This window comes from Microbulbifer celer, from assembly GCF_020991125.1.
Classification (GTDB): Bacteria; Pseudomonadota; Gammaproteobacteria; order Pseudomonadales; family Cellvibrionaceae; genus Microbulbifer; species Microbulbifer celer.
The window spans coordinates 138,955-165,179 of sequence record NZ_CP087715.1; the positions used below are offsets into that span (position 1 = coordinate 138,955).

The window sequence follows — 26,225 nt, forward strand, 5'->3', positions numbered from 1 at the left end:
CGTGTTGAGTGAGAATGTGCCAATGCTGATTCGAATCTCCAATCTCTGCATCACCTATCCCCGAGCGCCGTCGCCGCTGCTGCAGGATATCAATCTGGGGTTCGCCGCCGGCCAGGTTACCGCGCTGCTCGGCCCCAATGGCTGCGGCAAAACCTCACTGCTGCGCGCCATCAGCGGCGAGTTGCCTCATAGCGGCAGTATCCAGCTGTTCGGCCGCCCCCAGGAAGCGTGGTATCGCACCCAGAAGGAGCACCGGCAATTGGCGCGTCGCTACGGATTGCTGCCTCAGCACTCCAATCTCAGTTTCGCGTTTACCTGTCGCGAAGTCGTGCAACTGGGCCTGGCGCCCGGCAGCCTGTCGGTGCGGGAGCAGGGGGAGCGTATCGAGCACTTCATGCAGCGTGCAGACGTCTGGCACCTGCGCGACCGCCTGTTTCCCAGCCTGTCCGGCGGCGAAAAACAGCGCGTGCAATTGGCTCGTGTACTTTCCCAGTTGAGCCTGGCGGAGCGCGGCGATGAAAAAATCCTGTTGTTGGACGAACCCACCTCGGCGCTGGATCTCAAGCATCAGCACCAGGTATTGGCACTGGCCCGGGCAATCGCCGGCGAAAACACCGCCGTTGTGGCGGTGCTGCACGATCTCAATCTCGCCGCCCGCTACGCCGACCGGATGGTGATGCTGGCAGAGGGCCGAGTGCAGGCCGATGGCACCCCGACAGAGTTGCTGCAGCCGGAGCTGGTGGAGCAGGTTTACGGCTACCGTGGACAGCTGGTGGATGTGGCTGGTTATCGCGCATTGCTGTGATGGGGAATGTGGGTGAAGGTGACGATGCCGGGTACAGTCTTGTGAGACGTTGACTCGGGGCAAGCCCCGCACCCTTCGGGCGCGGCGACCACCAGGCCGCCGCAGGTCCAACTTGAATAAAGAGGGGCGCTGAATTGAATTTGTTTCATGTGCACCCTTTGCACCGACGCCGCTCCGTTGGTGTACAATGCGCCGCTTTCTGGGGCGGGCCGGTCACAAACGGGTCGGGATTTGCCCTTGTCGAGATTATGCTTGCGCGACCCGCGCCTTATCATCCGAGGGAATACCATGTTTGATAAATCCGTCACCCTTTCTTCTTACGATCCGGATGTATGGTCCGCCATTCAGGACGAAGACCGTCGCCAGGAAGAACACATCGAGCTGATTGCCTCGGAAAACTACACCAGCCCGGCGGTGATGGAAGCCCAGGGTACCAGCCTGACCAATAAATACGCCGAAGGTTACCCGGGTAAGCGTTACTATGGTGGCTGTGAATATGTGGACAAGGTTGAGGCGCTGGCCATTGAGCGCGCCAAGGAACTGTTCGGCGCCGACTACGCGAACGTTCAGCCCCACTCCGGCTCCCAGGCCAACGCCGCGGTCTACCAGGCCCTGTGCGCCCCGGGCGACACCGTACTGGGTATGAGTCTGGCCCACGGCGGCCACCTGACCCACGGTGCCAAGGTCAACTTCTCCGGCAAGATGTACAACGCGGTGCAGTACGGCCTGAACCCGGAAACCGGCGAAGTGGACTACGAGGAAGTGGAGCGGCTGGCGCTGGAGTACAAGCCGAAGATGATCGTCGCCGGCTTCTCCGCCTACAGCCGCATTATGGACTGGGGTAAATTCCGTGAGATCGCCGACAAAGTAGGCGCCTACCTGATGGTGGACATGGCTCACGTGGCCGGTCTGGTTGCCGCGGGTGAGTACCCGACGCCGGTACCGCACGCGGACGTGGTCACCTCCACCACCCACAAAACCCTGCGCGGTCCCCGTGGTGGTCTGATCATTGCCAAGGCCAATGAAGAGATCGAGAAGAAGCTGAACAGCGCGGTATTCCCCGGTGGTCAGGGTGGCCCGCTGATGCACGTGATCGCGGCCAAGGCGGTTTCCTTCAAGGAAGCCATGACCCCGGAATACAAGGCCTACCAGAAAAAAGTGGTCGAGAACGCCCGCGCCATGGCGGAGACCTTCCTCGATCGCGGTATCAACATCGTCTCTGGCGGTACCGACGACCACCTGATGCTGGTGGATCTGATCGGCAAGGAATACACCGGTAAAGATGCGGATGCAGCCCTGGGCAACGCCAATATCACCGTGAACAAGAACGCGGTCCCCAACGACCCGCGCTCCCCGTTTATCACCAGCGGTCTGCGTGTGGGTACCCCCGCCATCACAACCCGCGGTTTCGGTGTGGAAGAGACCAAGCAGCTCACCCACTGGATCTGCGACGTGCTGGATGCACTGGAAAAGGGCGACGCGGATGCCACCATTGCCGAGGTAAAAGCCAAGGTGCTGGAAATCTGCGCCAAGTTCCCCGTCTACAAGGGGTGAGCTGAGAGGCCGGCTATTCGTCGGCTGCCATATCGACCCGGCGACAGTCGGATTCGACAGAAACGGTCCCTTTATAGGGGCCGTTTTTTGTTTGTGCTGTATCCAATATGGAAAGTTGTTCTCGGTTCTGTGAAATGACTGGTGGTTTCTGTTTTAATACGCGGCCTTGAAAACCGAATTCGAATTCAGTTCTTGTTTTATTCGGGAGCGGAGCGAGGTCGGCCGGGCTCGGATTTTGCACCCGGATTCAGCAGCACGAGGGATTTGTTGCTCATTGGCGGTTCGCGCAAGCGGCCGGTACTTTCGGGTCCAAGCGGTTTCAGGATTCGATGCTTTTCGCCAGTCGCTGGAATGCACGGTGATCAGCTTTGAATAACCGCGCAGCACGGCTGCGGAGCGAGGGTAGAGTATGCGTCCAGTATTCAATCTATTGGTCATTCTGACCGTTGTTTTCGGGTTTGCGTTTGGGGCGCAGGCGAGAGAGCTCCATTTCGCCAACTGGTCCGAGTCCATCGCCGACGACACCATCGCCAACTTTGAAGCAGCCACCGGCATTGAGGTGCACTATTTCGAGTTCGACGATATCGAAGAGTTGGAGCAGGTATGGCTGGAAGAGGGGCGAAGCTTCGACGTGATCGTCCCCGGCTCCAATAACATCCCCAAATACATTACCGCCGGACAGCTGCAGAAGCTGGATCGCAGCCGGATCACCAACTGGTCCAACAACGACCCCAACTTCATGCAGCGCCTGGCCGTGTTTGACCCGGACAATGCATACGCCTTCCCGTACCTGTGGGGCACCGTGGGTATTGGCTATAACGTGCAGGCGGTGCGCAAGGCCTTTGGCGGCCAGTTGCCGGACGACAGCTGGGATCTGCTGTTTGACCCGGAAAACCTCGGCAAACTCGATCACTGCAATGCCACCCTGATGCGCTCGCCGGAGGAAATTTTTGATGTGGCGCTCAAGTATCTGGGCAAAGAGCCCAACTCCATGAGCATGGCGCACCAGTTCATGGTGGCCAACCTGCTGTCGAAGGTGCGCCTGCATGTCACCGATTTCGACTCCGGTGAATATGTGGAAGACCTGGCCAGCGGCAAGCGCTGTATTGCTCACGCCTGGAGCGGCGATGTGCTGGTGGCGCAGCAGATGGCAAAAGAGGCCGGCAAGCCGTTTGATATCCGCTATGTGATGCCGAAAGAGGGCTTTCCGCTGTGGATCGATGTGGTGTCGATCCCCTCGGCCGCGAGTAACATTGATGAAGCCTATGAGTTCCTCAATTACCTGATGCGCCCGGACGTGATTGCCGGCATCAGCAACGAGACCCAGTACGCCAACGCCAATATGGATGCCCAGGACCTGGTGGACCCGGCACTGCGCAGCAACCCCATTGTCTACCCGAGCCCGGAAGTGCTGGAGCGCACGTGGATCCCAGCGGCCACCGAGCCGCGTATCCTGGCCCTGCGCCACAAGCTGTGGCAGCGGATTATCGAGCGGGAAGATATTTAACCGCGCAGCGCTGTCCGCTGTGCGGTGCGCAGTTCAGGCCTAAATCGTTGTCGTGTGGTAAACTGCCGCGCATTTTCTGATAGGGCCCACTCTCCATGCACTGTCCCTTCTGCAGCGCAGATGAAACCAAAGTCGTAGACTCCCGCCTGGTAGCCGATGGCGACCAGGTGCGCCGTCGGCGCGAGTGCCTGCAATGTCACGAGCGGTTCACCACCTTCGAGACCGCCGAGCTGGTCCTGCCCCGGGTCGTCAAACAGAACGGTCAGCGTGAGCCCTTCAACGAAGACAAGCTCCGCGCCGGTATCCAGCGTGCGGTCGAGAAACGCCCGGTCAGCACCGAGCGGGTGGAAGCCGCCGTGGCCCAGATCAAACACGCCCTACAGGCCACCGGCGAGCGCGAGCTCCCGGCCATGCATATCGGCGAACTAGTGATGGAGCAGCTGCGCGAGCTGGATCAGGTGGCGTTTGTCCGTTTTGCCTCCGTGTACCGCCGCTTTGAAGACGTCAGCGACTTCAGTGATGAGATCGAGCGTCTCAATACCCGCGGTAAATCTTCCGGCGAGTCCGGAGGTGCCCAGTGACCCCGAGAGAGCTGATGGCCCGCGCCATTCAACTGGCTGAGCGCGGTACCTATACCACCATGCCCAATCCCCGCGTCGGCTGTGTGATTGCCGATAGCAACGGTAATATCGTCGGTGAAGGCTGGCACAAGCGCGCCGGAGAAGGGCACGCGGAGGTGAAAGCCCTGCAAGATGCCGGAGAGAAAGCGCGTGGCAATATTGCCTATGTCACCTTGGAACCCTGTAGTCACAGCGGCAAGACCGGCCCCTGCGCCGACGCCCTGATCGCCGCCGGTGTCGCCAAGGTCGTTTTCGGCATGCAAGACCCCAACCCCAGTGTCAGCGGCAATGGGTTACAGAAACTGCGCGATGCGGACATTGAAGTGGAAGGCCCGTTGCTGGAAGAATCCTGTCGGGCGCTGAACCCCGGGTTTATCAAGCGCATGACTCTCGGTCTGCCCCTGGTACGGACCAAGTCCGCCATGAGTATCGATGGCCGCACCGCGATGGCCAGCGGCGAGTCGAAGTGGGTCACCGGCCCCGCCGCCCGCGCCGATGTGCAGAACCTGCGCGCGCGCAGCTGCGCCATTGTCACTGGCGTGGATACCGTGCGCGACGACAACCCGAATATGAATGTGCGTCCGGAAGAATTGGCGCTGCCCGAGGCGGAAGCAGCAGACGCGGCAGAAAAGCAGCCCCTGCGGGTGATTGTGGACAGCAAACTGCGCACGCCGGCGAAAGCCTTTATTTTGCAGGGCATCGCCCCCACATTGGTGGTCACGACATCTGCCGCCGATAGCGAGCGGCGCGCGCGGCTGGAAAAAGCCGGCGCCGAGGTGCTGGAGCTGCCCGCGGACAAAAACGGCCGGGTACACCTGGGTGAACTGTTGAAAGAACTGGCCCGTCGCGAATGCAACGAAGTACTGGTGGAGAGCGGTGCAACCCTCTCCGGTGAATTTATGTACCAGGGCCATGTGGATGAAATCATCGTCTACATGGCGCCCAAGATTCTCGGCTCCAGCGCCAGACCGCTGTTCGAGCTGCCGATCGCCCGCATGGGTTCCATGCTGCCGATCACCATTACCGACATGCGCGCAGTCGGCCACGACTGGCGCATTACGGCAACGACTGACATTGAGCGCTAACAGGTTCCATTTATGTTCACAGGAATCGTAGAAGCCGTTGGAGAAATCACCGCACTGCAACCCAGTGGCGGCGACCTGCGTGTACGGATCAAAACCGGCAAGCTGGATCTCTCCGACGTAAAGCTGGGCGACAGTATCGCCACCAACGGCGTCTGCCTGACCGTGGTGGATCTGCCCGGCGATGGCTACTGGGCGGACGTCTCCGCGGAGACCCTCGCCGTCGCCACCGTGGGCAACTGGAAGCAGGGCGACAGGGTCAATCTGGAAAAGGCATTGACGCCACAGACCCGCCTCGGCGGCCATATGGTCAGCGGCCACGTGGACGGCATCGGCGAAGTGGTGTGGCGCAAATCCACCGCCCGCGCGGAACAGTTCCGCCTGCGCGCCCCGGATGAGCTGGCCAAGTACATCGCCCACAAGGGCTCGATCACCATCGACGGCACCAGCCTGACGGTGAACGCGGTAGACGGCGCGGAGTTTGAACTCACCATCGTGCCGCACACCATCGCCGAAACCGTGATCGGCGGCTATCAGGCGGGCACCCGGGTGAACCTGGAAGTGGACCTGATTGCGCGCTACCTGGAACGGCTACTCTTGGGAGATGCCGCCGCCCAGTCAAAAAATGACGGGCTGACAATGGAGTTTCTGGCGCAGCACGGTTTCTACAAGGCCTGAACACCGAGTTTGATAGGTGACTTTTATCCATCGGGGTGGCGGTCCTGCCCAGCGACAGGACCTTCGCATCAGAAAGTGGTGCAAGTTGAGAAGTTTGAATTGAAGCGGCTGCTATCGGGTAAAGCTTTGCGAGACCTTCCGCGAGAGGGACCTCGCGGAAGAGCCCCCATGGATGGGTTCACGGCGTGTCTCGCAAAGCTTTACCCGGTAGTAGGCGCGCCACGGATCTGGCTACGAAGTGATTTCGGACTGTTGGCTTCGCATCGAAGAACGGTGCAACTTGAGACATTTGTGATCGACCAAGCAGGTAGATCGAAAAGACCAGAGGTTTTATGGAACTGAATAGCGTTGAAGAACTGATCGACGATATCCGTCAGGGCAAAATGGTCATCCTGATGGACGACGAAGATCGTGAAAACGAGGGTGACCTCGTGATCGCAGCCGAGCAGGTCCGGCCCGAAGATATCAACTTCATGGCCACCCACGCCCGCGGTCTCATCTGCCTGACCCTCACCGCCGAGCGCTGTGAACAGCTCGACCTGCCGCTGATGTCTCGCGACAACGGCGCCCAGTTCAGCACCAACTTCACCGTCTCCATCGAAGCCGCCGAAGGCGTCACCACCGGCATCTCCGCCGCCGACCGCGCCCGCACCATTCGCGCCGCCGTCGCTCGCAACGCCAAACCCGCCGACATCGTCCAGCCCGGCCACATCTTCCCGATCAAGGCCCAGGCCGGCGGCGTACTGAGCCGCGCCGGCCATACCGAAGCCGGCTGTGATCTCGCGCGTTTGGCCGGGTTCGAAGGCGCCGCCGCCATCGTCGAAATCATGAATGAAGACGGCACCATGGCCCGCCGCCCGGACCTGGAAAAATTCGCCAAAACGCACAATCTCAAGATCGGCACCATCGCCGATCTGATCACCTATCGCGCGCTAAACGAGAAAACCGTCGAATGCGTCAATGAGCGCAAAGTGCATACCGAATTCGGCGAATTCAGCCTGCGCACCTATCTAGACAAAGCCCGCCGCGAACGCCACTTCGCCTTCTCCCTGGGGGAGTTTCACCCGGAAGAGCCGACCCTGGTGCGCGTTCATGTCGCCAGCACCCTGCGCGACGTCTTCAGCCTGCGCCGTGGCGACGAGAAGTATGAACCCTGGACCTTCCGCAACGCCCTGAAAAAAGTGGCGGAAGAGGGCAAGGGCGTCGTAGTGGTGATCTGCCACAACGAAACTACCGAGGAAATTGAAGAGAGTATCGACTGGCTGATCAGCGGCAAACAGCAGCGCCCCAGCCAGGATCAGGTGTACAAGCAGGTGGGCACCGGCTCACAGATTCTGCGCGACCTGAAAGTGCGCAAAATGCGTTTGATGAGTGCACCGTTCCGGTTCAGCGCCATCTCTGGCTTTGATCTGGAAGTGGAAGAATATCTGAACGCAGATGAGATCTGACCGGTAAGTAAGAACTCAAAACCTTGAATTGAAGGCGGAGTGCCGGGTATGCGTTTTCAGGAGCGTCGCAAACAGGATGTTTGCGCCGCAGCGCCCAAGGATGGGTTTACAGCGGTCCTGAAAACGCATCCCTGGTGCTCCGCCGCCACTAAAAGCGGGCCGAAGCTCTAAAAAGGCCCGAAGTGGAAAAAACAGAAAACGGAAAAAGATCATGAGCAATATCAAAGTCATCGAAGGGGATTTCATCGGCAGCACCGGTAAATATGCACTGCTGGTCAGCCGCTGGAACAGCTTCGTGGTAGAGAGCCTCAAAGACGGCGCGCTGGATACCCTGCGTCGCAAAGGCATCAAAGACGAAGACATCACCATCTACTACGCCCCCGGCGCCTTCGAGTTCCCACTGGCCGCGCAGAAACTCGCCGAAAGCAAAAAGTTCGATGCCATCATCGCACTGGGTGCCGTCATCCGCGGTGGCACCCCGCACTTTGAATACGTCGCCGGCGAATGCACCAAAGGTCTTGCCCAGGTTTCCATGAACACCGGCATCCCTGTGACCTTCGGCGTACTCACCGTAGACTCCATCGAACAGGCCATCGAACGCTCCGGCACCAAAGCCGGCAACAAAGGCTGCGAAGCCGCAGAAACCGCCCTCGAAATGGTCTCCCTGCTGGGCAAAATCTGAACCGGACTGAATTGAAATGACCGTAACCGCATCCGCCCGCCGCAAGGCCCGTCACTACGCCATGCAGGCCCTGTATCAATGGCAGATTGCCGGCGCCAGCCTGAACACCATCGAAGCCGAGTTTCATGCCGACAACGACATGAGCAAAACCGACGTCGACTACTTTCGCGATCTGTTCCACGGCGTAGCGAAAAACCTCGATGACGTCGAAGGCACCTACGCCGCCTTCCTCGACCGCGGTGTCGAAGAACTGGACCCGGTATCCCGCGCCCTGCTGCGCATGTCCACCTACGAACTGCAAAACCGCATCGACGTCCCCTACAAAGTCGTGATCAACGAAGCGGTCGCGCTGGCGAAAAAATTCGGCCCCACCGACGCGTTCAAATACATCAACGGCATCCTCGACAAAGTGGCTGTCCAAGTGCGCAGCGCCGAAGTCCAGGCCGACAAAGGCTGATGCCCGCCCATGTCCGGCCCCGGTGAATTTGAACTGATTCGGGAGTACTTTGCCTCCCGTATTCAGGCAGGTGAACCGGGCAGTGGTGCTGCCAGGAGTGTGGAATTGGGCATCGGCGACGACTGTGCCCTGCTGAACCCACCCGCTGGCAAAATGCTCGCCACCAGTGTCGATACCCTGGTGGCCGACGTGCACTTTCCCGCGGACGCCGATCCCTACAAAATCGCCAGCCGCGCCCTGCGGGTCAACCTCTCCGACCTCGCCGCCATGAACGCCACACCTTTGTGGTTTACCCTCGCCCTGACGTTACCGGAAAACAGCGCCGAATGGCTGGAGCCATTCGCCCGCGGGCTCGCGGATACCGCCAGACAGCATGGGATTACCCTGGTAGGCGGCGACACGACAAAGGGCCCGCTGTCCATCACCATCCAGGTCACCGGTACCTGCGAGCGACCGCTGCGGCGCGACGGTGCCGGTGCCGGCGATCATATCTTCGTCTCCGGCCCTCTCGGCGCCGCCACCGCCGCGTTGCCCATTGTCACCGGCAAAGAACCGGTGAGTAATGAACAGCGGCAGCAGGCGGACGCCGCTTACTATTTCCCCGAGCCGCAATTCGAGATTGCGCACCTGATTGGCGACTATGCTTCGGCCGCGCTGGATATCTCCGACGGCTTGCTTGGAGACCTGGGGCATATCTGTGAAGCCAGCGATCTCGGCGCCGAGCTGACTACTGAGCAGGTGCCGGTGGCGGCGCTGGTAGAGACGATGCTGAGGAAGCAGGGCGAAGAGGATATGCCTACCCGTGCGCTGGAAACCGCGTTGACGGGCGGCGATGACTACCAGCTCTGTTTCACCGTGCCGGAGCAGCATCTGCAGGCGGTTTTTGATACCGGAGCGGCCCATGGTCTGCCGATCACCGCGATTGGTAGAATGACCGCGGAAAAGGGCATACGCCTGCTGCGCAGTGGCAGCCCCTGGCAACCCGAACACACCGGCTACCGGCACTTCTGAACGGCAGGATAACGAAAAGATGACCCCGACTTTCTCTCAGCTCATGCGCAGTCCGGTACTGTTTCTCGCCTTCGGCTTCGGATCTGGTCTGGCGAAAAAGGCCCCGGGCACCTTCGGAACTGTGGCCGCAGTCCCGATCTGGTATGGATTGCAGTTTCTGTCCGCGCCCGCCTATATGGCGGTCATCGTGGTCACGTTTATTCTCGGCTGCTACCTGTGTGGTGCCGCCTCGAAAAAGCTTGGAGTACACGATCACGGCGGCATCGTGTGGGATGAATTTGTCGGTTACTGGCTCACCATGTTTATGGCGCCCGCCGGCTGGCTGTGGGCCCTGTACGGATTTGTACTGTTCCGCATTTTCGATATCGCCAAACCCCCGCCCATCGGCTGGGTCGACCGCCGGGTTCACGGTGGTCTCGGGATCATGCTGGACGATATACTCGCCGGTATCTACGCCGCGCTGGTGTTACAGGGCACGGTCTATCTATTAACCACTTTCTGAGGCAGGACGCCGATGAGTAAAGGGATTGAAGAGCGTAATCGTGGAGTCAGAAGAGGGCTTGGAATTGTCCTTGCGGGATTCTTTCTGATACCACTGCAAACCATCGCGCAGGATGTGCGTCTGCAGGCGATCTTTGGCAGCAGTGCCATGTTCGAGATTGAGGGCAATAAGCGCTTGTTGAAGTCCGGCAAGACCTCCCCCGAGGGAGTGAAACTGGTCTCGGTCACCAGCGATTATGCGTTGATCGAAATGAATGGCCGCGAGCAGCGGCTTTCCCTGGCAGCACCGGTGGCCGCCAGTTATGCCAAAGTAAGCAAAGCGGAAGTCCGCTTGAACCCGGACAGCCGTGGCCATTACAGCACCACCGCGTGGATCAACGGCCGACGGGTGCCGGTGATGGTGGATACCGGTGCGACCAGCATTGCCCTGAACTATCCCATGGCAAAAAGTCTGGGGCTCGATCTGAGCCGTGCAAAACCGGTGACTGTTTCCACTGCCAGCGGCGTGGAACAGGCGTATCATATTCAGTTGAGCAGCGTCACCATCGGTGGCATCACTGTCCACAATGTGGAAGCCACGGTATTGGGGAGTGACTTTCCCCGCGTGACGTTGCTGGGTAACAGTTTTTTGAGCCGTGTGGATATGCAGCAGCAGGATGGCCTGTTGTTGCTCCGTGCGCGCAATTGATGACGATTTTGATGGATCGCGAGGTATCAGTTTGACCATTCGCTATGTGGAATCCTCCAAGCTGCCCACGTCGTGGGGTATGTTTGAGATGCATGGTTTTGAGGAGGTGGAAACCGGTAAGGAGCATGTTGCCCTGACCATGGGTGACCTGGATACCGATGCGCCGGTGCTGGCCCGTATTCACTCTGAGTGCCTGACGGGAGATGCGCTGTTCTCTCTACGCTGTGATTGCGGTGCGCAGTTGCAGTATGCGTTGCATCGGATTGCGACGGAGGGGCGCGGTGTGGTGTTTTACCTGCGCCAGGAGGGCCGTGGTATCGGTCTGCTGAACAAGATCCGTGCGTACAAGTTGCAGGATTGTGGGGCGGATACGGTGGAGGCCAATGAGCGTTTGGGCTTTGGTGCGGATATGCGGGATTATTCGATCCTGAAGCCGATGATCGATCATCTGGGTATTCAGTCGATTCGTTTGATGACCAATAACCCGCGCAAGGTGAAGGCGCTGGAAGACCTGGGCGTGACGGTTACCGAGCGCCTTCCACATCAGTCTGGCCGTAACCCCCACAACCTGAATTACCTGTCCACCAAAAAGGGCAAGCTGGGCCATCTCTTCGATGATGATGAGAACTCCGAAAAGTAATTTATTTTCTGACCACTGAAGGTCCTCAAGAACCTATAACGACGATGTGAAGGCCCCGCTGCAGGGAAGCGTTTCCGGGACCGTCTGCGGCCAGGACGGCCGCAGCCGAGCCCCCAGGGATGGGTTTACGGCGTGTCCCGGAAACGCTTCCCTGCAGCGGGGCCGCCACCACCTCCTCTACGAAGCTCCCGAGGTCCATCGCTCGCACAGAACTTCTATGGTGGCGGTCCTGTTACCGGTGATTGCCTTGCGAGACACGCCGTGAACCCATCCATGGGGGCTCTTCTAAAACATCCCTGTTTTAGAAGGTCTCGCAAGGCAATCCCCGGTAGCAGAACCTTCGCTTCGGCTGCTTTGCTTCGTTTAAGGCTTTAGGAGAAAAGCGATTTAAGAAAATCGAAGACGCTCTGTAGCTTTTCCTTGTTTTCCTGTTTTATTTCTTCGACTTTCTCTTTCAGCTTTTCTTTCTTGGCTGCATGGCGGCTTTCCACAAACACAGCAGTAGCACGGCCCGGTAGAGTGAAGGTGCCGGTGTTGCGATTGAAATCTGCATGGCGCAGTGCCGGGTCCGCAGAGTGGCGTTGCATTGGGTGCAGTTTCAGGTGCGAGCCTGCAAGAGTGTCATTGGAAAAGGTGACACCTTCCTTGTCGCCATTGAACAGCACCACAATACGTCCGTACCGGCGGTCGATCTTACCATCGGCGTCCTCCAACTGCATCGCAATCAAACCCGGCACCTGCTCGGGGCCGGTATTCAGGAAGCTGACGTGATCCTGGATTTCATCGGCGGTGGTCAACCGGAACAACGGAGAGCTGTTGCGGATGGCCAGTTGCTCGCGAAAGATCGCTGCAGTGAATTCACGATGGTCCTTTTGTGGCGCCAGGTCCGGATTGGCCAGCAATGGCTGCATGATCCACCAGCTGTCTTTGTTTTTGTCTGCCACCGGCAGGCCTTTGCCCCAGTTGCCATTCTCAAAACTGAAGTCCAGCGCATTGAACCAGTCACCGGAATTGTAACTGTCGCGGTCCATGGACTTGGAGCGCAGGAAATCCTGGCCGGCGTGAATAAATGGTACGCCCTGGGCGAACAGGACCAGTGAATTACTGAAGGCCTGGATACGCGCGCGATCTTCAATGGTTGCGGTGCTGTTGGCCTTGATCTGGATACCATCGAACAGGGTTTCATTGTCGTGGGCGGCAATGTAGTTGATGGATTCCTGCGGGTCGCCGGTGTAGCCAGTAGGCTGGCCGTTGTAGACCAGCTCGGCACCGGTGGTTTCACTGCCGTAGGAATCGATGAAACGATAGTCGCGCAGGTTACCGGCGAGGGAAACGCGGACCTTGTCCGCCAGTGTCAGCAGTGTCTGACGCTCATCCTCACCAGCCCCGTTGTCATTAAATCGGCCGTTGCTGTCGGTAAACAACCCGGTACCAAAACCCTGTTCCTCAAAGCCGCCAAAGGGATTACCGCCGCGCACGCTGTCCCGCAGGCGATCGTTAAACGTACCTACGCCGGAGCCTGCCATATTGCCCTGGCGCGCCTGTTCGAAGCGCGCGTCGTTGGCGACTTCACCGAAGTTCCAGCCCTCGCCATAGAGGTAAATGTCATTGCCATCCACGCCGGCATTACGTGGGGTGAGGGCGTCGAGCATGGCGCGGGTTTTAAGGATGTTGTCGAGGCTGTGATGGCCCATCAGGTCGAAGCGGAAGCCGTCCACCTTGTAGTCCCTGGCCCAGATTTCCATCGAGTCCAGCATCAGCTTTTCCATCATGCGATGTTCGCTGGCGGTATTGGCGCAGCAGCTGCTCATTTCCACGCCGCCGTCATTGTTGCGACGGTGATAATAGCCGGGGACGATTTTATCCAACACCGAATTCTGGTACTGGCCGTAGGAGCTGGTGTGGTTGTAGACCACATCCATCACCACGCGCAGGCCGGAGCGGGAGAGTCCCTGTACCATTTCGCGGAATTCGCGTATACGTTGTGGACCGTTGGCGTCGGTGGCATAGCTGCCTTCGGGCACGGTGAAGTGCAGCGGGTCGTAGCCCCAGTTGAAGCCGTCGCTGTCGCGGATACTGCTGATGGCCGCCTGCTGTTCCGGGCTGTCGGGTGCGTAGACAGAAAGATCTTGCGGCACTACCTGCTGATTTTTGTCTTCATTCACCGTGGCGAAGTCGAATGCCGGCAACAGGTGAATGTGTGTCATGCCCGCGTGGGCGAGCTTTTTCAGGTGGCGCATGCCATCGCTGCGGTGCCGGGCGAAGGCCTTGAACGTGCCGCGCTCTGGTTCCGGAACGGTTGTATCGGCGATGGAGAAATCGCGCACGTGTAGCTCGTATACGGAAATATCTTCCGGGTTTCCCAGCCTGGGTTTGCGCACATGGCGCCAGCCGCGGGGCTGCAGGTCGCGATCGTCCAGGTTGATGATCTGGCTCTTGCCGCTGTTGATGGACAGGCTCAGGGAGTAGGGATCGGTCACCAGGTTGGTTTCCAACGCGTCGGAGAAGTAGGAGTAGACCTCCACTTCGTACAGGTAATAGGCGCGGTCCCACTCTTTGCCGATGCTTGCCTGCCAGGCGCCGTCCAGCTGCGCCATGTCCACCACCATATCCGCGGTTTCAGCAGTGGCATCGCTGAACAGGTGCAGTTTTACCGAGCGTGCCGTGGGTGCCCACAGGGCGACGTCGATAGTGTTGTCCCCCACCGTCGCGCCGAGCTTCCCATCATAGTAAAACTGATCATCCAGCAGGCCGGCAAACTGGATGCCGGTGGCATCTTTCAGGTTGCCGTCGCTGTCGTACAGGGCGAGGGCGAGCTGTCCGCTAACCAACGCGTGCAGGTCAACTTCCTGGTTCAGGACAAAACCAGACTGGCCGGCAAGGTGGGGGAATTTCTGCTGCAGTTTCGCCGGCAGTCCGCCGGTTTGCTGCAGGTTATAGCTGCTGTCGGCATCGATGCCGTCCGGCGTGATCTGCAGTGTGCCGTCGGCACTGTGCAACAGTTTGACCTGGTCGCCCTCTGCGGGGTTGATATCCCACGCAAACTGATCGGCGCTGATCCAGTGGGCTTTTTCCTGGGTGAGATCGCCGCGGGGAATACCGTTGGTGCTGACGGTGACGTGCTTGCTGTCAGCATCAAAGGCGAAATAGATTTCGTCACCGGCTTCCGCCACGGTGAAAGGAATATTTGCCCCGTTATTACCGTAACTCTCACTCCAGCCTTCGTTGAGCGCCACCTTGAATTCGTAAGAGCCCGCAGGAATTTCGCTGGTCAGGAAGGTGTAGAGTCCGTCACCATCGCTGTCCTGCATCCAGCTTCGCAGGCAGCCCGGTTGCCAGTCACCGGAACAGCCGAGTGCGCCCTGGAAACTGCCCGTCACAGTAGCGATGGTGCTGTTGGCATTGCTGGTGATCCAGTGGGTTTGGTGATCGTAGTAGAACTGCACTGTACGGATTTCATCCAGCTGCAGTCCGACATTGGCACCACTGCGGACGCCGCCTGCGCCGTAATTTTCATCCCAGCTGTTGTTGAGGGCGGCTTTGTATTCCCAGTTGCCGGCGGGGACGGTGAAGGTGCCCTGCCATTTGTCGTCGCCGGCGTCATAGGTGAGCTGGGTGGCCGCGCACTCCGGCTGCCAGTCCCCCGGGCAGCCAAGGGCGGTCTGCATACTACCGGGAATACTGACTGAGCTCGGGTCCGGGGTATCGGCGGCCTGGGTGCGGGTGGCATGGAAGACCGATAGGGATAGTACGCTCGCGGCCAGCAACAGGCTGGTGGATGCGGGAGTGGTTGCGGAATTGGTTGCTCGCATTGGGATTCTCTCTGGGCTGATTGTTGTTATTGCATTCGAGACGGGGCATCGCTTCCCCGGTACCCATTGGATGCAAGTTTGCCCGGCTCTGCCTCCTCCCCTGGGGGAGGCTGAATGAAAACTGCGACACAGTCGCTCATCGGCCGGTGGCTGTGAGCGGGCCTCTCTGTAACAAACCCTTCACAAAATCTTCATGTGAACGAAACCTGATCACGCCATTCTGTGCACGAGTAAGATGCAGATCTCGCGAAGTGCTCAGGAAGAGCAGATCAGTCACGGAAGGGGAAGCGGGATCGGGAAGGGCGTCTATACTCAAGACATCAGATTGCTGCGGGTCGAGAAAGGTGATGTACCGGCAGCTCTCCGATATAAGAGGCCGGCTTATGCCGGCTTTTTCTTTTTATGTGCCGGAATTGAAAATGACGTCCATGTCGTTTTCAAATCCGACGCAGGCGAAAACACTGGCACAGAGGCGTGACTCTGCTGGGTTTTCGCCTGCTTGCTCCGGCCTTCGGCCGCGAGGAGCGCCGTATAAAGTTCGGTGACGGCAAATCACAGGGGGAACGGTTTTGGAACCGAGCTAGGCGCTCCCCTGTGGATACATCCCTGTACGCTCTGTCGGAAACCATTCCCCCGGCGCTTTGCCTTCAGCTCAACCCGTAGAGCACTGAACAGCGATTTTGTTTACCATTCAGTTGCCTAGGGGACATTTCACTGTTAATGTGCAAAATTACACCAGCGGAGGATGATTGATGATTGTTTCCAATCCCCGCCGGGTCAGCCGCGACGTCTGAATCGCTTCCTGCCCGGCAAGTTTCTTCTTGTCGGGTTTCCCCTCTATTGGAAACCCTTTCAATGACTGCCCAGACTTGAGTCTGCGGCAATGAAATCGTGTGTCTGCGTGAATGACCAATCGCGCGGCACCCTGAGGGTTTGGAACATTGAGTAAATCTTTGATCTCACGCCGCCCGGCATTCCGCCGCGGCGCGGCAGCGGGCGGTATTGCCCGCGGCACAGAATCTCCCTTGAACAAGTTGGGCTGGAAGCCATTTTTTCAGCAGCAGCTATCTCTGGATGAACTGACCGACTGTGATCCGGTACGGGTCGTAGCGGTGCACCGCAGTCAGATTGACGTGACAGGTGAAGCGGGGGAGGAGCCGGTACGGGTCTCTGGCCCCCTGTTTGAAGACGCACTGAAAAAGCCCACTGTGGGTGACTGGTTGCTACTGGCGCGAGACAGCCGTAAACCGCTGCGCCGACTGGACCGCAGTAGCCTGTTCAAGCGTATGGCACCGGGTGCAAAGCAGGCGCAGTTGATTGCGGCGAATGTCGATAACGTACTGATCGTGTCTTCCTGCAATCACGACTTTAACCTGTCGCGGGTGGAGCGTTATCTCGCGCTGGTCAAGGAGGCGGGCTGCCGTGCCTGCCTGGTGCTGACCAAGGCAGATATGAGTGATGACCACGAGCAATATCGAGAGGTATTGAAGGCCTATCGCGACCTGCCGGTGGTTCTGGTGAATGCGCTGGATAGCGAGAGCGTAGTTGCATTGAGGGAATACTGCGAAAGCGGTGAAACCCTCGCGCTCCTGGGTTCCTCCGGTGTAGGGAAATCTACGCTTCTGAACAGCCTCGCCGGCAGCGAACTGGCTGCGACTTCGGGTATTCGCGAAGACGACAGCAAGGGCCGCCACACCACCCGTCATCGGGCGCTGTACACCATTCCCGATGGCGGCCTGTTACTGGACAGCCCCGGTATGCGCGAGCTGGGGCTCGCGGATGTCAGTGCAGGATTGTCTGCAACTTTCTCTGATATTGAAGCGCTGGCCTCTCTGTGTCGCTTTGGCGATTGCGCCCACGATGCGGAGCCGGGATGTGCGGTGCAGGCGGCGATCGAGTCTGAAGAGCTGGACGAGCGCCGCCTGCGCAACTGGCGCAAGCTGGAGCGGGAGGTGGCGCGTAACAGTAAAACGTTGGCAGAATCTCGTGCAGACGAGCGGGCCTTTACGAAACTGGTGCACCATGCGTTGAAGCATTCGCGTTCGCGCAAAAACAAAACTTGATGGGTCGGTAAAATCCGCTCCCCCACTCTCCCGGAGGCCGAATATGCTCACCGTATTCGCCCTCCGGGTATTTTCGCTGGAGTTTTGGTAGTCTGCCCGGCAGTTAATCGATTCTCTCCAGTATGACCGCATGACTCCCAACCCCTCTTCCTGCCGCATCCTGATCGCCGAAGACGATGCCGAGCTGAATCAGCAGATCACCACCATGATGGACGATGCGGGCTACCAGACCGGCAGTTGTCTGGATGGTGAAGCGGTGCTGGAAGCGGTTGCCAGGCAGCCCTATCAGCTGATCCTGCTGGATCTGATGCTGCCCAAACTGGATGGTATCTCCGTACTTCGCCTGTTGCGTAAATCCAGCCGGATTCCGGTGATCGTCGTCACCGCCAAAGGGGCGGAAGAAGAGCGGATTACCGGTCTGCGTCACGGAGCGGATGACTATATTTCCAAACCGTTTAACCAGGTGGAACTGCTGTTGCGGGTCGAGGCGCTGTTGCGTCGCGCCCAGCCGATGGTGGTGGAGAAACCGGAAGCCCTGGAAATCGACCAGTTGACCCTGAAACTCTCTGACCTGCAGGCCAGGGTGGGAGCCGAGGACCTGGAACTCACCGCGATCCAGTTCAATTTGCTGTGGGAGTTGGCGGCAAATCGTGGAGACGTGCTCAGCAAGGCCTACCTTTCCCGCGAGGTGCTGAACCGTCCCCTCGGGGCCTATGACCGCAGCCTGGATATGCACCTGAGTCGGGTGCGGCGAAAACTCTCCCGGGCCGGCTGGCGCGGAGAGCGGTTACAGACGGTACGGGGAAAGGGGTACTGCCTGAAATGAATCGCCGCCTGTTGTGGAAACTGATCCTGCTGATCACCGCCGGCATCGTCGCCATGTTCTATCTGATCAATTACGTCACCGTACGTGCGGAAGAAGAGATGAGCATGCTGAGCCAGGCCCACCGCGACGAGCTGCGCGACTGGGGAAAGCAGGCGGAGGCGCTGTATTTTGCCGGCGACAGGTCATCCCTGGAGCGCTGGCTCACGGAGCTGCAGGCGCGGGAGGACACTTTCGCCGCGGTGGTGGGTTATGAAATTCGGCATGTGGCCGGCAGTCGCGGGCTGGAAGAGCGCTACAGCGGAAATAAGCTGGGGCGGGATGTGGAGTGGAAAATCCATCTGTACTTTGAAAATAATCCGGTAATGGAAATCCCGTTTGAGCAGTCGGATACCAGCTTCCTGGTGCTGCTCCCAGACCGCATGCGCCCCGGCAGTTACTGGCAGACAACGCGTCTGCTGCTGCAGATTTTCCTGCCGGCGCTGATTCTGGCCATTTTATCCGTGCTGTTGTACCGCCATATTATGCAGCCGCTGATCAGCCTGCAGCGCGCCACCCGGGAGTTCAGCCGAGGAGATTTTTGCGTGCGCGTGCGGCCGCAACTGGGGGCGCGCAAGGACGAGTTCAGCGAACTCGCGACTGCTTTCGATCAGATGGCGGCACGTATCGGTGAGCAGCTGGTCAACCAACGCCAGTTGATTGCCGACTTTTCCCATGAATTGAGAACGCCGCTGACGCGGTTGGAGATTGCCATCGGCAGTCTCGGTAAAACCTATCCCGATGACCCGAACGTGCAGCGATTGCGACGGGAAGCCAACCACTTCCGCAAACTGACGGAAGATACCCTGGCGCTGGCCTGGCTGGACAATGAACAGCCGAGGCTGCAACAGGAGACCCTGGACCTGGTGGATCTGATCGACGTGATTGTCGAAGACGCCCGCTTTGAGTTCCCCGACCGGGTGATACAGACCCAACTGCCGGATTCCGCTGAGTTGAAAAACAGCAGCCATCAGGCCGTGGGGCAGGCGCTGGAGAATATCCTGCGCAATGCGCTGCGCTACACCCCGGCGGGCGAGACGGTGGACGTTGCGCTGCTCGCGTGTCGGACAAAAGCCGGAGTGCCCGAATTCCAGGTGACCGTCAAAGATCGCGGCTCCGGTGTGCCGGATGCACTATTGGAAACCATTTTCCGCCCCTTCTACCAGACCGATCCCTCGCGCAGTGCAGGCGGTGTGGGCAACGGTAAGTCGGGCGGCGTCGGTCTCGGCCTGGCACTGGCCCGCCGTCAACTCACCGCTGTGGGTGGCCAGGTGGTTGCCCGCAACCGGGCAAAAGGTGGGCTGTGTATGACCATTTCCCTGCCAGCAGCCTGCTAAACCGCTCTGTTTTTCGGCGGATTGTTTCCGTTAGTGCGGCCCCGGATACTGGAACGCAATGTAACAAATGCAACAGCGCTGTACTTTGAAAGGGTTAATAGGAATAATTCGCGTTTGCATAAATGCTGAAAGCAAAGCAAACGCGAATCCATCCGGAAGGAAAGCCCAATGTCGAATAAATCCCTACTCAACCACTGTGCGCTGCTGCCACTGCTTGCCACCGGCGCATTCACCGCAGCCCCGGCCTTCGCCGAGGAGAAGCCCGATCGGGAATCCCTGGAAACGGTCGTGGTTGTAGGTGTTGCCACCGATACTGAAATCACTCCGGAGCAACTGGAAAAGCAGCAGGCCAATGACCTGAGCGACGTGTTCCGCCATATCCCGTCTGTATCCGTGGGTGGCTCCCTGGGTATGGCGCAGAAGATCTATATCCGCGGTATGGAAGACACCCTGCTCAACGTCACCGTGGACGGTGCACCGCAGACCGGCACCCTGTTCCACCATATCGGCCGCGTTTCCATCGAGCCCGAATTGCTGGAGCGGGTGGAAGTGCAGTCCGGTGCCGGTGAAGCCACCAGCGGCCCCGGTGCTATCGGCGGTGCCATCCGCTTCAAAACCAAGGATGCCAATGACCTGCTCGCCAGTGGTGAACAGCTGGGAGCGCGGGTCAAGGGCGGTTATTTCAGTAACGATGGTACAAAGGGCAGCGCTTCCGTTTACGGCAAACTGGGTGAGCACTGGGGCGTGGTTGGTTCTTTTGTCCAGGTCGATCGCAACAATATGCAGGATGGCGACGGCAGCGAAGTTCTGGCCACGGCTTCCGACCAGAGCCTGGCATTTATCAAAGTCAGTGGCGATGTCGCCGACAACCAGAAACTGACCTTCAGTTATGAGAAACGGGAAGAGTCCGGTGAGTTGGGGCGCAGGCCCAACTGGTTTGTGCTGGAAGGTGACCCCCTCTTCCCGATGGATGCAGAGCGCGAGACCCTGGTAGCCAACTACAGCGCCAACCTGAGCGAAGCGGTTAATCTGGAATTTACTGCCTACGATACCAACTCGGACATGGTGCAGGATGGCCCCTGGGGGCTTTATGGCGGCAATACCCAGTCCATCGGTTTTGATATCCGCAACACCAGCTACTTCGGCCAGCACAAGCTCACCTACGGTATTGAGCGCCGCAATGAAAAAGTGGTTGCCGGTGGGCGCGAAGTGGATTCCTCATCGAGTCTTTTCGAGAGTGGGCGGGTGCAGGGCGTATATGTTCAGGATCACTGGCAGGTAACCGCGCCACTGCTGGTCAGTTTCGGCGTGCGTTACGACACCTACGATCTGGAGCAAAGCAAGTTCGATGGTGAATTCAGCAGTGACGACGTCAGCCCGAATATCGGCTTCAACTATGCGTTGAACGACGCCTGGACCCTGACTGCGGGCCACGCACAGGCCGTGCGCGGCAAGGAAATCGGCGATGCCTTCACCATTGACGTCGCCACCATCGCCCCGCAACTGCAGGCCGAGTCCGTGGCCAACAATGAACTGGCCCTGGAATACAGTGCCGATAGCCTGGCCGTAAAAGCCGCGGTCTACCAGAGCACCATCGACGACGTGATCTACGATGAAGATGGGTTTGAGAATATCGGCGAGCTGGCGTCCGACGGTTTTGAACTGAGCGCGGCGTACGGTATCGACAGCTGGTATTTCTCCGCCGCCTACAGTCACAATGATTCCACCCTGAACGGCGATGAGATCGAAGGCTACGAATACAACGGGCTGGGTAACACCCGTGGCGATACCCTCACCCTGGCTGCGGACTACGCCCTGTCTGAGCAACTGGAGTTGGGCTGGAACTTCACCCACGTGCAGGATTTGAATAACATTGAAGTGCTGCAGCGCTCCGTCGAGCTTGGTTGGATCGACAGTGTGCAGACCGTGGACAAGCCCGGTTATCAGGTACACGATATTTACCTGCGCTGGCAGCCGTTGCAGGACGACAGCCTGGCGGTCAACTTCGCGGTACAGAACCTGTTTGACGAGCACTATCGCGACCATTCCAGTGTTGCCGACTACTCCGATATTCCCGGTTGGGAAATTGTGTCGGGCATCTATGAAGCCGGACGCGATGTCCGCCTTTCCGTAGATTATCGATTCTGATAATTTACGGGCGGTAAAACAAAGGCGCGGTGTGCAAACACCGCGCCTTTTTTAGTGGAGGAGACACTAGTTCGTTACACCACACTAGTTCAAGGCTGCCTGCCCGGCCGCCTCCGCTACAGGAGGAGCACCACTGATCTTCCCGCCCTGGGCGTCAATCCAGCCGTTCATGCGCTGCTCGAGGACATTCAGCGGCAGAGCGCCGGCACCCAGCAGTGCGTCGTGGAACTGGCGAATATTGAAGTTGTTTCCCAGTGCCTCTTCTGCCCGCGCCCGGATTTCCTGAATTTGCATCTGCCCCACCTTGTACGCCAGTGCCTGACCGGGCCAGACCAGGTAGCGGTCGATCTCCACCACAATATCGTGCTCCGGCTTGGCGCTGTTGTTCTTGAAGTACGCAATCGCCTCGTCGCGGCTCCAGCCCAACTGATGCATCCCGGTGTCCACCACCAGGCGCACTGCACGCCACATATCATAGGTCAGTGCACCAAACTCGTTGTAGGGATCTTTATACAGTCCGAGATCGTAACCCAGGCTTTCGGAGTACAAGCCCCAGCCCTCCACAAACGCGGTATACATGGTATTGCGACGCAGCGGGTGAATATCCTTCTGCTCCTGCGCCAGTGCAATCTGCAGGTGATGACCCGGCATCGCCTCGTGCACGGTCAGCGCTTCCATTTCCCATGTCGGGCGGCTCTTCAGGTTGTAGGTGTTGGCATAAAACACCCCGGCACGGCCCGCCTCATTAGAGCCCGGCTGGTAGTAAGCGGTCGTCTGGGACTTTTCCGCGTAGCTCGGAATCGGTTTTACTCCGTACGGTAGACGGGGGAGGGTGGCGAACAGTTTGGGCAGTTCGCCATCGATGCGCTTGGCGATATCCCGATAGTTTTTCAGTAGTTCTTCTTTACTGTCAAAATAGAATTGCGGGTCGGTACGCAGGAATTCCGTGAACGCTTTGAAGTCGCCATCAAAGCCGGTCTTCCTGATGATCGCATCCATTTCATTGCGGATTCGACGCACCTCTTGCAGGCCAATACGGTGAATCTCTTCCGGGCTCAGGTCGGTGGTGGTCTGTTCGCCGACCTTGTGGGCATACCAGCGGATACCGTCAGTATTTTTGGTAAATGCGGTTTCGGTGGTGGCGTTGGGAACGTATTCCCGCTCCACAAATTCTGCGAATGCCTGCCAGGCGGGTTTCAGGGACTTTTCATAGATGCTCTGCGCGCGGCTCTGGAGACGTTTTTGTTGGCTGGCCGAAATACTGCCCGGCATATCGTAGAAGGCTTTCAACAACGGGCTCTGTTTGGGTTCAGCGGGGATTAGCGCGCGAATCTGGCCGGGCAGATCGCGCAGGGTAATCTGTGGTGGTGTCAGTTTCTGTTCCAGCCCGCGCTCCATCAGGCCCTGGGTCTGCTCGATCAGTTCGGGCAGTTTTTCCAGGCGCTCGAGAATATGGTCATAGTCTGAGGCGTTGTTTTTGGGCATGGCGTTGAGTACGCCGGGCACGCTGCGCTGGATGCCGCTCATATGGTTGACGGGCAGCAGGTGATCGGGGAACTGGTAACCTTTTACGTCCTCCAGCAGGTCCTGGTACAGGAGTTGGTAGTCGAGCTGCTGGTCGTCATTCAGTTTGTTTTTGTTGAGGTGGCGGCTGGCGGCGAGCAGGTCGCGCACCTGGCCTTTGCGGCGTTCGATGCCTTTGCTGGATTGATCGGTCCAGTTTTCTTCCATACCCGGGTATCCGCGATAGGTGGCGGATTCGGGGTAGCTTTCCATCAGCCAGCGGTAACGCAGATCCTGCAGGGCGATCAGCTGTTCGCTGGCGTCGCCTTTGGGCAGTTCTTTCATGGCTTGCTTGAATGCTTTGTGATCCATGGCCTGAGTGTTGAGGCTTAGGGCCATTACCGCAGCGGCGATACAGGTCACTTTAGGATTCAGGATTTTTTTTATCGAAGTGGAAAAGGACATCGTACTTCCTGTCTCTGATTTATATTTGTGTAACGAAATTGATTCGAAGCGCATATGGTGAATGCGAAGGCGGGACGCAGGGGAAGGCTTTTCGGAACCGTCGGCAACAGGGGCCGAAGGCGCCGTGAATGCCTGGAGCGGCCGGGCCACGTTGCCGACGGAGCGTACAGGGATGTATTCAGAGCGGTTCCGAAAAGCCTTCCCCTGTGGCCCGGCGCCACTGTTACCGATTTCGGAGTCCGGTGACGGAGTTCTGTTCGGAGTGCAGTGGCGGCTGGGCACCGGGCGCGGGTTTTCAGGACCGCTGTGAACCCATCCCTGGGCGCTTCGGCGCAAACATCCTGTTTGCGACGATCCTGAAAACCCGCGCCCGCCACCCAGCCTTCGCTTCGAGTTTTTGTGCCTGGTATCAGGGCGCTTTTTTAAAGCGCAGCGGTTTGTCCGTTCGCCCATTTGTTTTGCTCGGACATCGCATCAATTCGCTTGCGAATCTGCTCTTCGATACCTTCGGCATCAAGGCCGATCTCCGCCAGTAACTTCTGGTGCTTGCCGTGTTCAATGGTGGTATCCGGCAGGCCGAGCTGCAACAGCGGAACCGGGGTGGCGCGGCGGTTGAGGTATTCGGCCACCGCACTGCCCGCACCGCCGGCAATGGTGTTTTCTTCCAGGGTGACCAGCAGCGAGTGACTGTCGGCCAACTCGTCGATCAACGCCTCGTCCAGCGGTTTCACCCAGCGCATATCCACCACGGTCGCCCCCAGCTTTTCCGCCGCCTCGCGGGCCGGGGCCAGCAGGGTGCCGAAGTTCAGGATCGCGATGTCCTTGCCTTCGCGGACCGTGCGGCCTTTGCCCACCGGCAGTTCGGTCATGGTCTGTTCGATTTCCACTCCGGGACCGGTGCCGCGGGGGTAGCGGACTGCAGCGGGGCCCGCATGCTGGTAGGCGGTGTACAGCAGCTGTCGGCATTCATTTTCGTCGCTGGGGGCGGCGATCACCATGTTCGGCAGACACCGCATAAATGTGAGGTCGAAGCTGCCCGCGTGGGTGGGGCCGTCTTCGCCGACGAGGCCGGCGCGGTCGATGGCGAAGGTGACGTCCAGGTTCTGGATCGCCACGTCGTGCACCAGCTGGTCGTAGCCCCGTTGCAGGAAGGTGGAATAGATGGCGACTACCGGTTTCTGACCTTCACAGGCGAGGCCCGCGCCCAAGGTCACCGCGTGCTGTTCGGCGATGGCGACGTCGTGAAAGCGCTCCGGGAAGCGCTCTGCGAAATCGACCATACCGGAGCCTTCGCACATGGCCGGGGTGATGCCGATGAGTTTGTCGTCCTGCTCAGCCATGTCGCACAGCCACTGGCCGAAGATGCTCTGGTATTTGGGGCTTCTTTTCTTCGGTGTTTTCTCGGCGGGCACTGCCACCTGCACCTTGGGTTCCGGCTCGAGCTTGTTCAGCGCGTGGTAGCCCACCGGGTCTTCTTCCGCGGGGCCGAAGCCTTTGCCCTTGGTGGTGACGATATGCAATAGCTGCGGGCCGCGCTGATTACGCAGGTTGCGCAGGGTGTGCACCATGTCGTGCATGTTATGGCCGTCGATCGGGCCCACGTAGTTGAACCCCAGCTCCTCGAACAGGGTGCCAGGGGTGATCATGCCCTTGACGTGCTCTTCGGTGCGTCGCGCCAGTGCCCACGCTTTGGGGATCGCGGACAGGATCTTGCGGCTGCCTTCGCGCATGGACAGGTAGGTTTTGCTGGCGAGGATTTTGGCGAAGTAAGTCGCCAGACCACCCACGTTGCGGCCGATGGACATGCGGTTGTCGTTCAGTACCACCAGCATGTCTTTGCCGGTGTGGGCGGCGTGGTTCAGGGCTTCGAAGGCCATGCCGGCGGTCATGGCGCCATCGCCGATTACAGCGACCACTCTGCGCTCGTCCGGCGACCCCAGGGCCATGCCCAGGGCGGCGCTGATGGAGGTGCTGGAATGCCCCACGCCGAAGGTGTCGTAGGCGCTTTCGCTGCGCTTGGGAAAGCCGGACAGGCCCCCCTGCTGGCGCATGGTGAGCATCTGCTCGCGGCGGCCGGTGAGGATCTTGTGGGGGTAAGTCTGGTGGCCCACATCCCACACCAGGCGGTCTTCCGGGGTGTTGTAGATGTAGTGCAGGGCGATGGTGAGCTCGACCACGCCGAGGCCGGCACCGAAGTGGCCACCGGTCTGGCCGACGCAGTAGAGCAGGTATTCGCGCAACTGTTCTGCCAGTTCTGGCAGTTGTTTTTCCGGCAGGGCGCGCAGTTGGGCCGGGTCGTCGATCTGGTCGAGCAGCGGTGTGTGTGGGCGCTGGCGGGGTATCTGGTCGAACATCTAGGGTC

20 protein-coding genes are annotated in these 26,225 nt (G+C 59.1%); 17 read left to right on the top strand and 3 right to left on the bottom strand.

Features of this window, described 5'->3' with window-relative positions; all coding sequences use genetic code 11:
* Positions 1-22: 22 nt before the first annotated feature.
* The 13 genes from LPW13_RS00500 to ribA all read left to right on the top strand — a co-directional run bounded on the left by LPW13_RS00500 (position 23) and on the right by ribA (position 11,673).
* Positions 23-805, top strand: coding sequence for a heme ABC transporter ATP-binding protein (locus LPW13_RS00500; RefSeq protein ID WP_230437498.1), 783 nt, complete (start codon positions 23-25; stop codon positions 803-805).
* Positions 806-1,093: 288 nt separating this feature from the next.
* Complete coding sequence (glyA, locus tag LPW13_RS00505) at positions 1,094-2,359, top strand: serine hydroxymethyltransferase (RefSeq protein WP_230437499.1); 1,266 nt, start codon at positions 1,094-1,096, stop codon at positions 2,357-2,359.
* Between the two features lie 409 nt (positions 2,360-2,768).
* Complete coding sequence (locus tag LPW13_RS00510; protein ID WP_230437500.1) at positions 2,769-3,866, top strand: extracellular solute-binding protein; 1,098 nt, start codon at positions 2,769-2,771, stop codon at positions 3,864-3,866.
* A gap of 95 nt (positions 3,867-3,961) precedes the next feature.
* Entirely contained in the window at positions 3,962-4,447 is a 486-nt protein-coding gene (nrdR, locus tag LPW13_RS00515) for a transcriptional regulator NrdR (RefSeq protein WP_230437501.1), read from the top strand.
* A gap of 14 nt (positions 4,448-4,461) precedes the next feature.
* Complete coding sequence (gene ribD, locus LPW13_RS00520; RefSeq protein ID WP_230439226.1) at positions 4,462-5,571, top strand: bifunctional diaminohydroxyphosphoribosylaminopyrimidine deaminase/5-amino-6-(5-phosphoribosylamino)uracil reductase RibD; 1,110 nt, start codon at positions 4,462-4,464, stop codon at positions 5,569-5,571.
* 12 nt (positions 5,572-5,583) lie between these two features.
* Complete coding sequence (locus tag LPW13_RS00525; RefSeq protein WP_230437502.1) at positions 5,584-6,246, top strand: riboflavin synthase; 663 nt, start codon at positions 5,584-5,586, stop codon at positions 6,244-6,246.
* A 332-nt stretch (positions 6,247-6,578) separates the two neighbouring features.
* Positions 6,579-7,694 (top strand): bifunctional 3,4-dihydroxy-2-butanone-4-phosphate synthase/GTP cyclohydrolase II, encoded by a 1,116-nt coding sequence (ribBA, locus tag LPW13_RS00530; protein ID WP_230437503.1) that lies wholly within the window; start codon positions 6,579-6,581, stop codon positions 7,692-7,694.
* Positions 7,695-7,905: 211 nt separating this feature from the next.
* Positions 7,906-8,376 (top strand): 6,7-dimethyl-8-ribityllumazine synthase, encoded by a 471-nt coding sequence (gene ribH / locus LPW13_RS00535; protein ID WP_230437504.1) that lies wholly within the window; start codon positions 7,906-7,908, stop codon positions 8,374-8,376.
* A gap of 16 nt (positions 8,377-8,392) precedes the next feature.
* Positions 8,393-8,833, top strand: a complete 441-nt coding sequence (gene nusB, locus LPW13_RS00540) for a transcription antitermination factor NusB (protein ID WP_230437505.1) — start codon at positions 8,393-8,395, stop codon at positions 8,831-8,833.
* Positions 8,834-8,842: 9 nt separating this feature from the next.
* Positions 8,843-9,844, top strand: coding sequence for a thiamine-phosphate kinase (thiL, locus tag LPW13_RS00545; protein ID WP_230437506.1), 1,002 nt, complete (start codon positions 8,843-8,845; stop codon positions 9,842-9,844).
* Between the two features lie 19 nt (positions 9,845-9,863).
* Positions 9,864-10,346 carry a phosphatidylglycerophosphatase A family protein gene (locus tag LPW13_RS00550; RefSeq protein WP_230437507.1) on the top strand — a complete coding sequence of 161 codons (483 nt, stop codon included), beginning with the start codon at positions 9,864-9,866 and terminating at the stop codon, positions 10,344-10,346.
* Between the two features lie 12 nt (positions 10,347-10,358).
* Positions 10,359-11,033 (top strand): retropepsin-like aspartic protease family protein, encoded by a 675-nt coding sequence (locus LPW13_RS00555; RefSeq protein ID WP_230437508.1) that lies wholly within the window; start codon positions 10,359-10,361, stop codon positions 11,031-11,033.
* 31 nt (positions 11,034-11,064) lie between these two features.
* On the top strand, positions 11,065-11,673 hold the full coding sequence (gene ribA, locus LPW13_RS00560; protein ID WP_230437509.1) for a GTP cyclohydrolase II: 609 nt from the start codon (positions 11,065-11,067) through the stop codon (positions 11,671-11,673).
* Positions 11,674-12,044: 371 nt separating this feature from the next.
* On the opposite strand, the gene pulA is transcribed toward ribA, so the two are convergent.
* Positions 12,045-15,485: a pullulanase-type alpha-1,6-glucosidase gene (gene pulA, locus LPW13_RS00565; RefSeq protein WP_230437510.1), complete on the bottom strand. Its 3,441-nt coding sequence runs from the start codon at positions 15,483-15,485 to the stop codon at positions 12,045-12,047.
* 941 nt (positions 15,486-16,426) lie between these two features.
* Between pulA and rsgA the strand changes: the two genes are divergently transcribed.
* From rsgA to LPW13_RS00585, 4 genes are all read left to right on the top strand, one after another.
* Positions 16,427-17,548, top strand: a complete 1,122-nt coding sequence (rsgA, locus tag LPW13_RS00570; RefSeq protein ID WP_230437511.1) for a ribosome small subunit-dependent GTPase A — start codon at positions 16,427-16,429, stop codon at positions 17,546-17,548.
* Positions 17,549-17,678: 130 nt separating this feature from the next.
* Positions 17,679-18,374: a response regulator transcription factor gene (locus LPW13_RS00575; protein ID WP_230437512.1), complete on the top strand. Its 696-nt coding sequence runs from the start codon at positions 17,679-17,681 to the stop codon at positions 18,372-18,374.
* Positions 18,371-19,747 carry a sensor histidine kinase gene (locus tag LPW13_RS00580; RefSeq protein WP_230437513.1) on the top strand — a complete coding sequence of 459 codons (1,377 nt, stop codon included), beginning with the start codon at positions 18,371-18,373 and terminating at the stop codon, positions 19,745-19,747. The genes LPW13_RS00575 and LPW13_RS00580 overlap by 4 nt, the downstream gene beginning before the upstream one ends.
* 168 nt (positions 19,748-19,915) lie before the next feature.
* Complete coding sequence (locus LPW13_RS00585; protein WP_230437514.1) at positions 19,916-21,895, top strand: TonB-dependent receptor domain-containing protein; 1,980 nt, start codon at positions 19,916-19,918, stop codon at positions 21,893-21,895.
* Positions 21,896-21,979: 84 nt separating this feature from the next.
* Here the strand turns inward: LPW13_RS00585 and LPW13_RS00590 are convergent, their stop codons facing one another.
* Together LPW13_RS00590 and dxs are read right to left on the bottom strand one after the other, a co-directional pair.
* On the bottom strand, positions 21,980-23,863 hold the full coding sequence (locus LPW13_RS00590; RefSeq protein WP_230437515.1) for a DUF885 domain-containing protein: 1,884 nt from the start codon (positions 23,861-23,863) through the stop codon (positions 21,980-21,982).
* Between the two features lie 422 nt (positions 23,864-24,285).
* Positions 24,286-26,217: a 1-deoxy-D-xylulose-5-phosphate synthase gene (dxs, locus tag LPW13_RS00595; RefSeq protein ID WP_230437516.1), complete on the bottom strand. Its 1,932-nt coding sequence runs from the start codon at positions 26,215-26,217 to the stop codon at positions 24,286-24,288.
* Positions 26,218-26,225 lie beyond the last annotated feature (8 nt).

Excerpts from the sequence above, each read along its gene's own strand:
- LPW13_RS00525 (WP_230437502.1), top strand. The coding sequence starts at position 5,584 with ATGTTCACAGGAATCGTAGAAGCCGTTGGAGAAATCACCGCACTGCAA.
- pulA (WP_230437510.1), bottom strand. The coding sequence starts at position 15,485 with ATGCGAGCAACCAATTCCGCAACCACTCCCGCATCCACCAGCCTGTTG.
- dxs (WP_230437516.1), bottom strand. The coding sequence starts at position 26,217 with ATGTTCGACCAGATACCCCGCCAGCGCCCACACACACCGCTGCTCGAC.
- nrdR (WP_230437501.1), top strand. The coding sequence starts at position 3,962 with ATGCACTGTCCCTTCTGCAGCGCAGATGAAACCAAAGTCGTAGACTCC.
- LPW13_RS00575 (WP_230437512.1), top strand. The coding sequence starts at position 17,679 with ATGACTCCCAACCCCTCTTCCTGCCGCATCCTGATCGCCGAAGACGAT.
- LPW13_RS00500 (WP_230437498.1), top strand. The coding sequence starts at position 23 with ATGCTGATTCGAATCTCCAATCTCTGCATCACCTATCCCCGAGCGCCG.
- thiL (WP_230437506.1), top strand. The coding sequence starts at position 8,843 with ATGTCCGGCCCCGGTGAATTTGAACTGATTCGGGAGTACTTTGCCTCC.
- LPW13_RS00580 (WP_230437513.1), top strand. The coding sequence starts at position 18,371 with ATGAATCGCCGCCTGTTGTGGAAACTGATCCTGCTGATCACCGCCGGC.
- LPW13_RS00590 (WP_230437515.1), bottom strand. The coding sequence starts at position 23,863 with ATGTCCTTTTCCACTTCGATAAAAAAAATCCTGAATCCTAAAGTGACC.
- nusB (WP_230437505.1), top strand. The coding sequence starts at position 8,393 with ATGACCGTAACCGCATCCGCCCGCCGCAAGGCCCGTCACTACGCCATG.
- ribH (WP_230437504.1), top strand. The coding sequence starts at position 7,906 with ATGAGCAATATCAAAGTCATCGAAGGGGATTTCATCGGCAGCACCGGT.
- LPW13_RS00550 (WP_230437507.1), top strand. The coding sequence starts at position 9,864 with ATGACCCCGACTTTCTCTCAGCTCATGCGCAGTCCGGTACTGTTTCTC.
- LPW13_RS00510 (WP_230437500.1), top strand. The coding sequence starts at position 2,769 with ATGCGTCCAGTATTCAATCTATTGGTCATTCTGACCGTTGTTTTCGGG.
- LPW13_RS00555 (WP_230437508.1), top strand. The coding sequence starts at position 10,359 with ATGAGTAAAGGGATTGAAGAGCGTAATCGTGGAGTCAGAAGAGGGCTT.
- ribD (WP_230439226.1), top strand. The coding sequence starts at position 4,462 with ATGGCCCGCGCCATTCAACTGGCTGAGCGCGGTACCTATACCACCATG.
- ribBA (WP_230437503.1), top strand. The coding sequence starts at position 6,579 with ATGGAACTGAATAGCGTTGAAGAACTGATCGACGATATCCGTCAGGGC.
- glyA (WP_230437499.1), top strand. The coding sequence starts at position 1,094 with ATGTTTGATAAATCCGTCACCCTTTCTTCTTACGATCCGGATGTATGG.
- LPW13_RS00585 (WP_230437514.1), top strand. The coding sequence starts at position 19,916 with ATGTCGAATAAATCCCTACTCAACCACTGTGCGCTGCTGCCACTGCTT.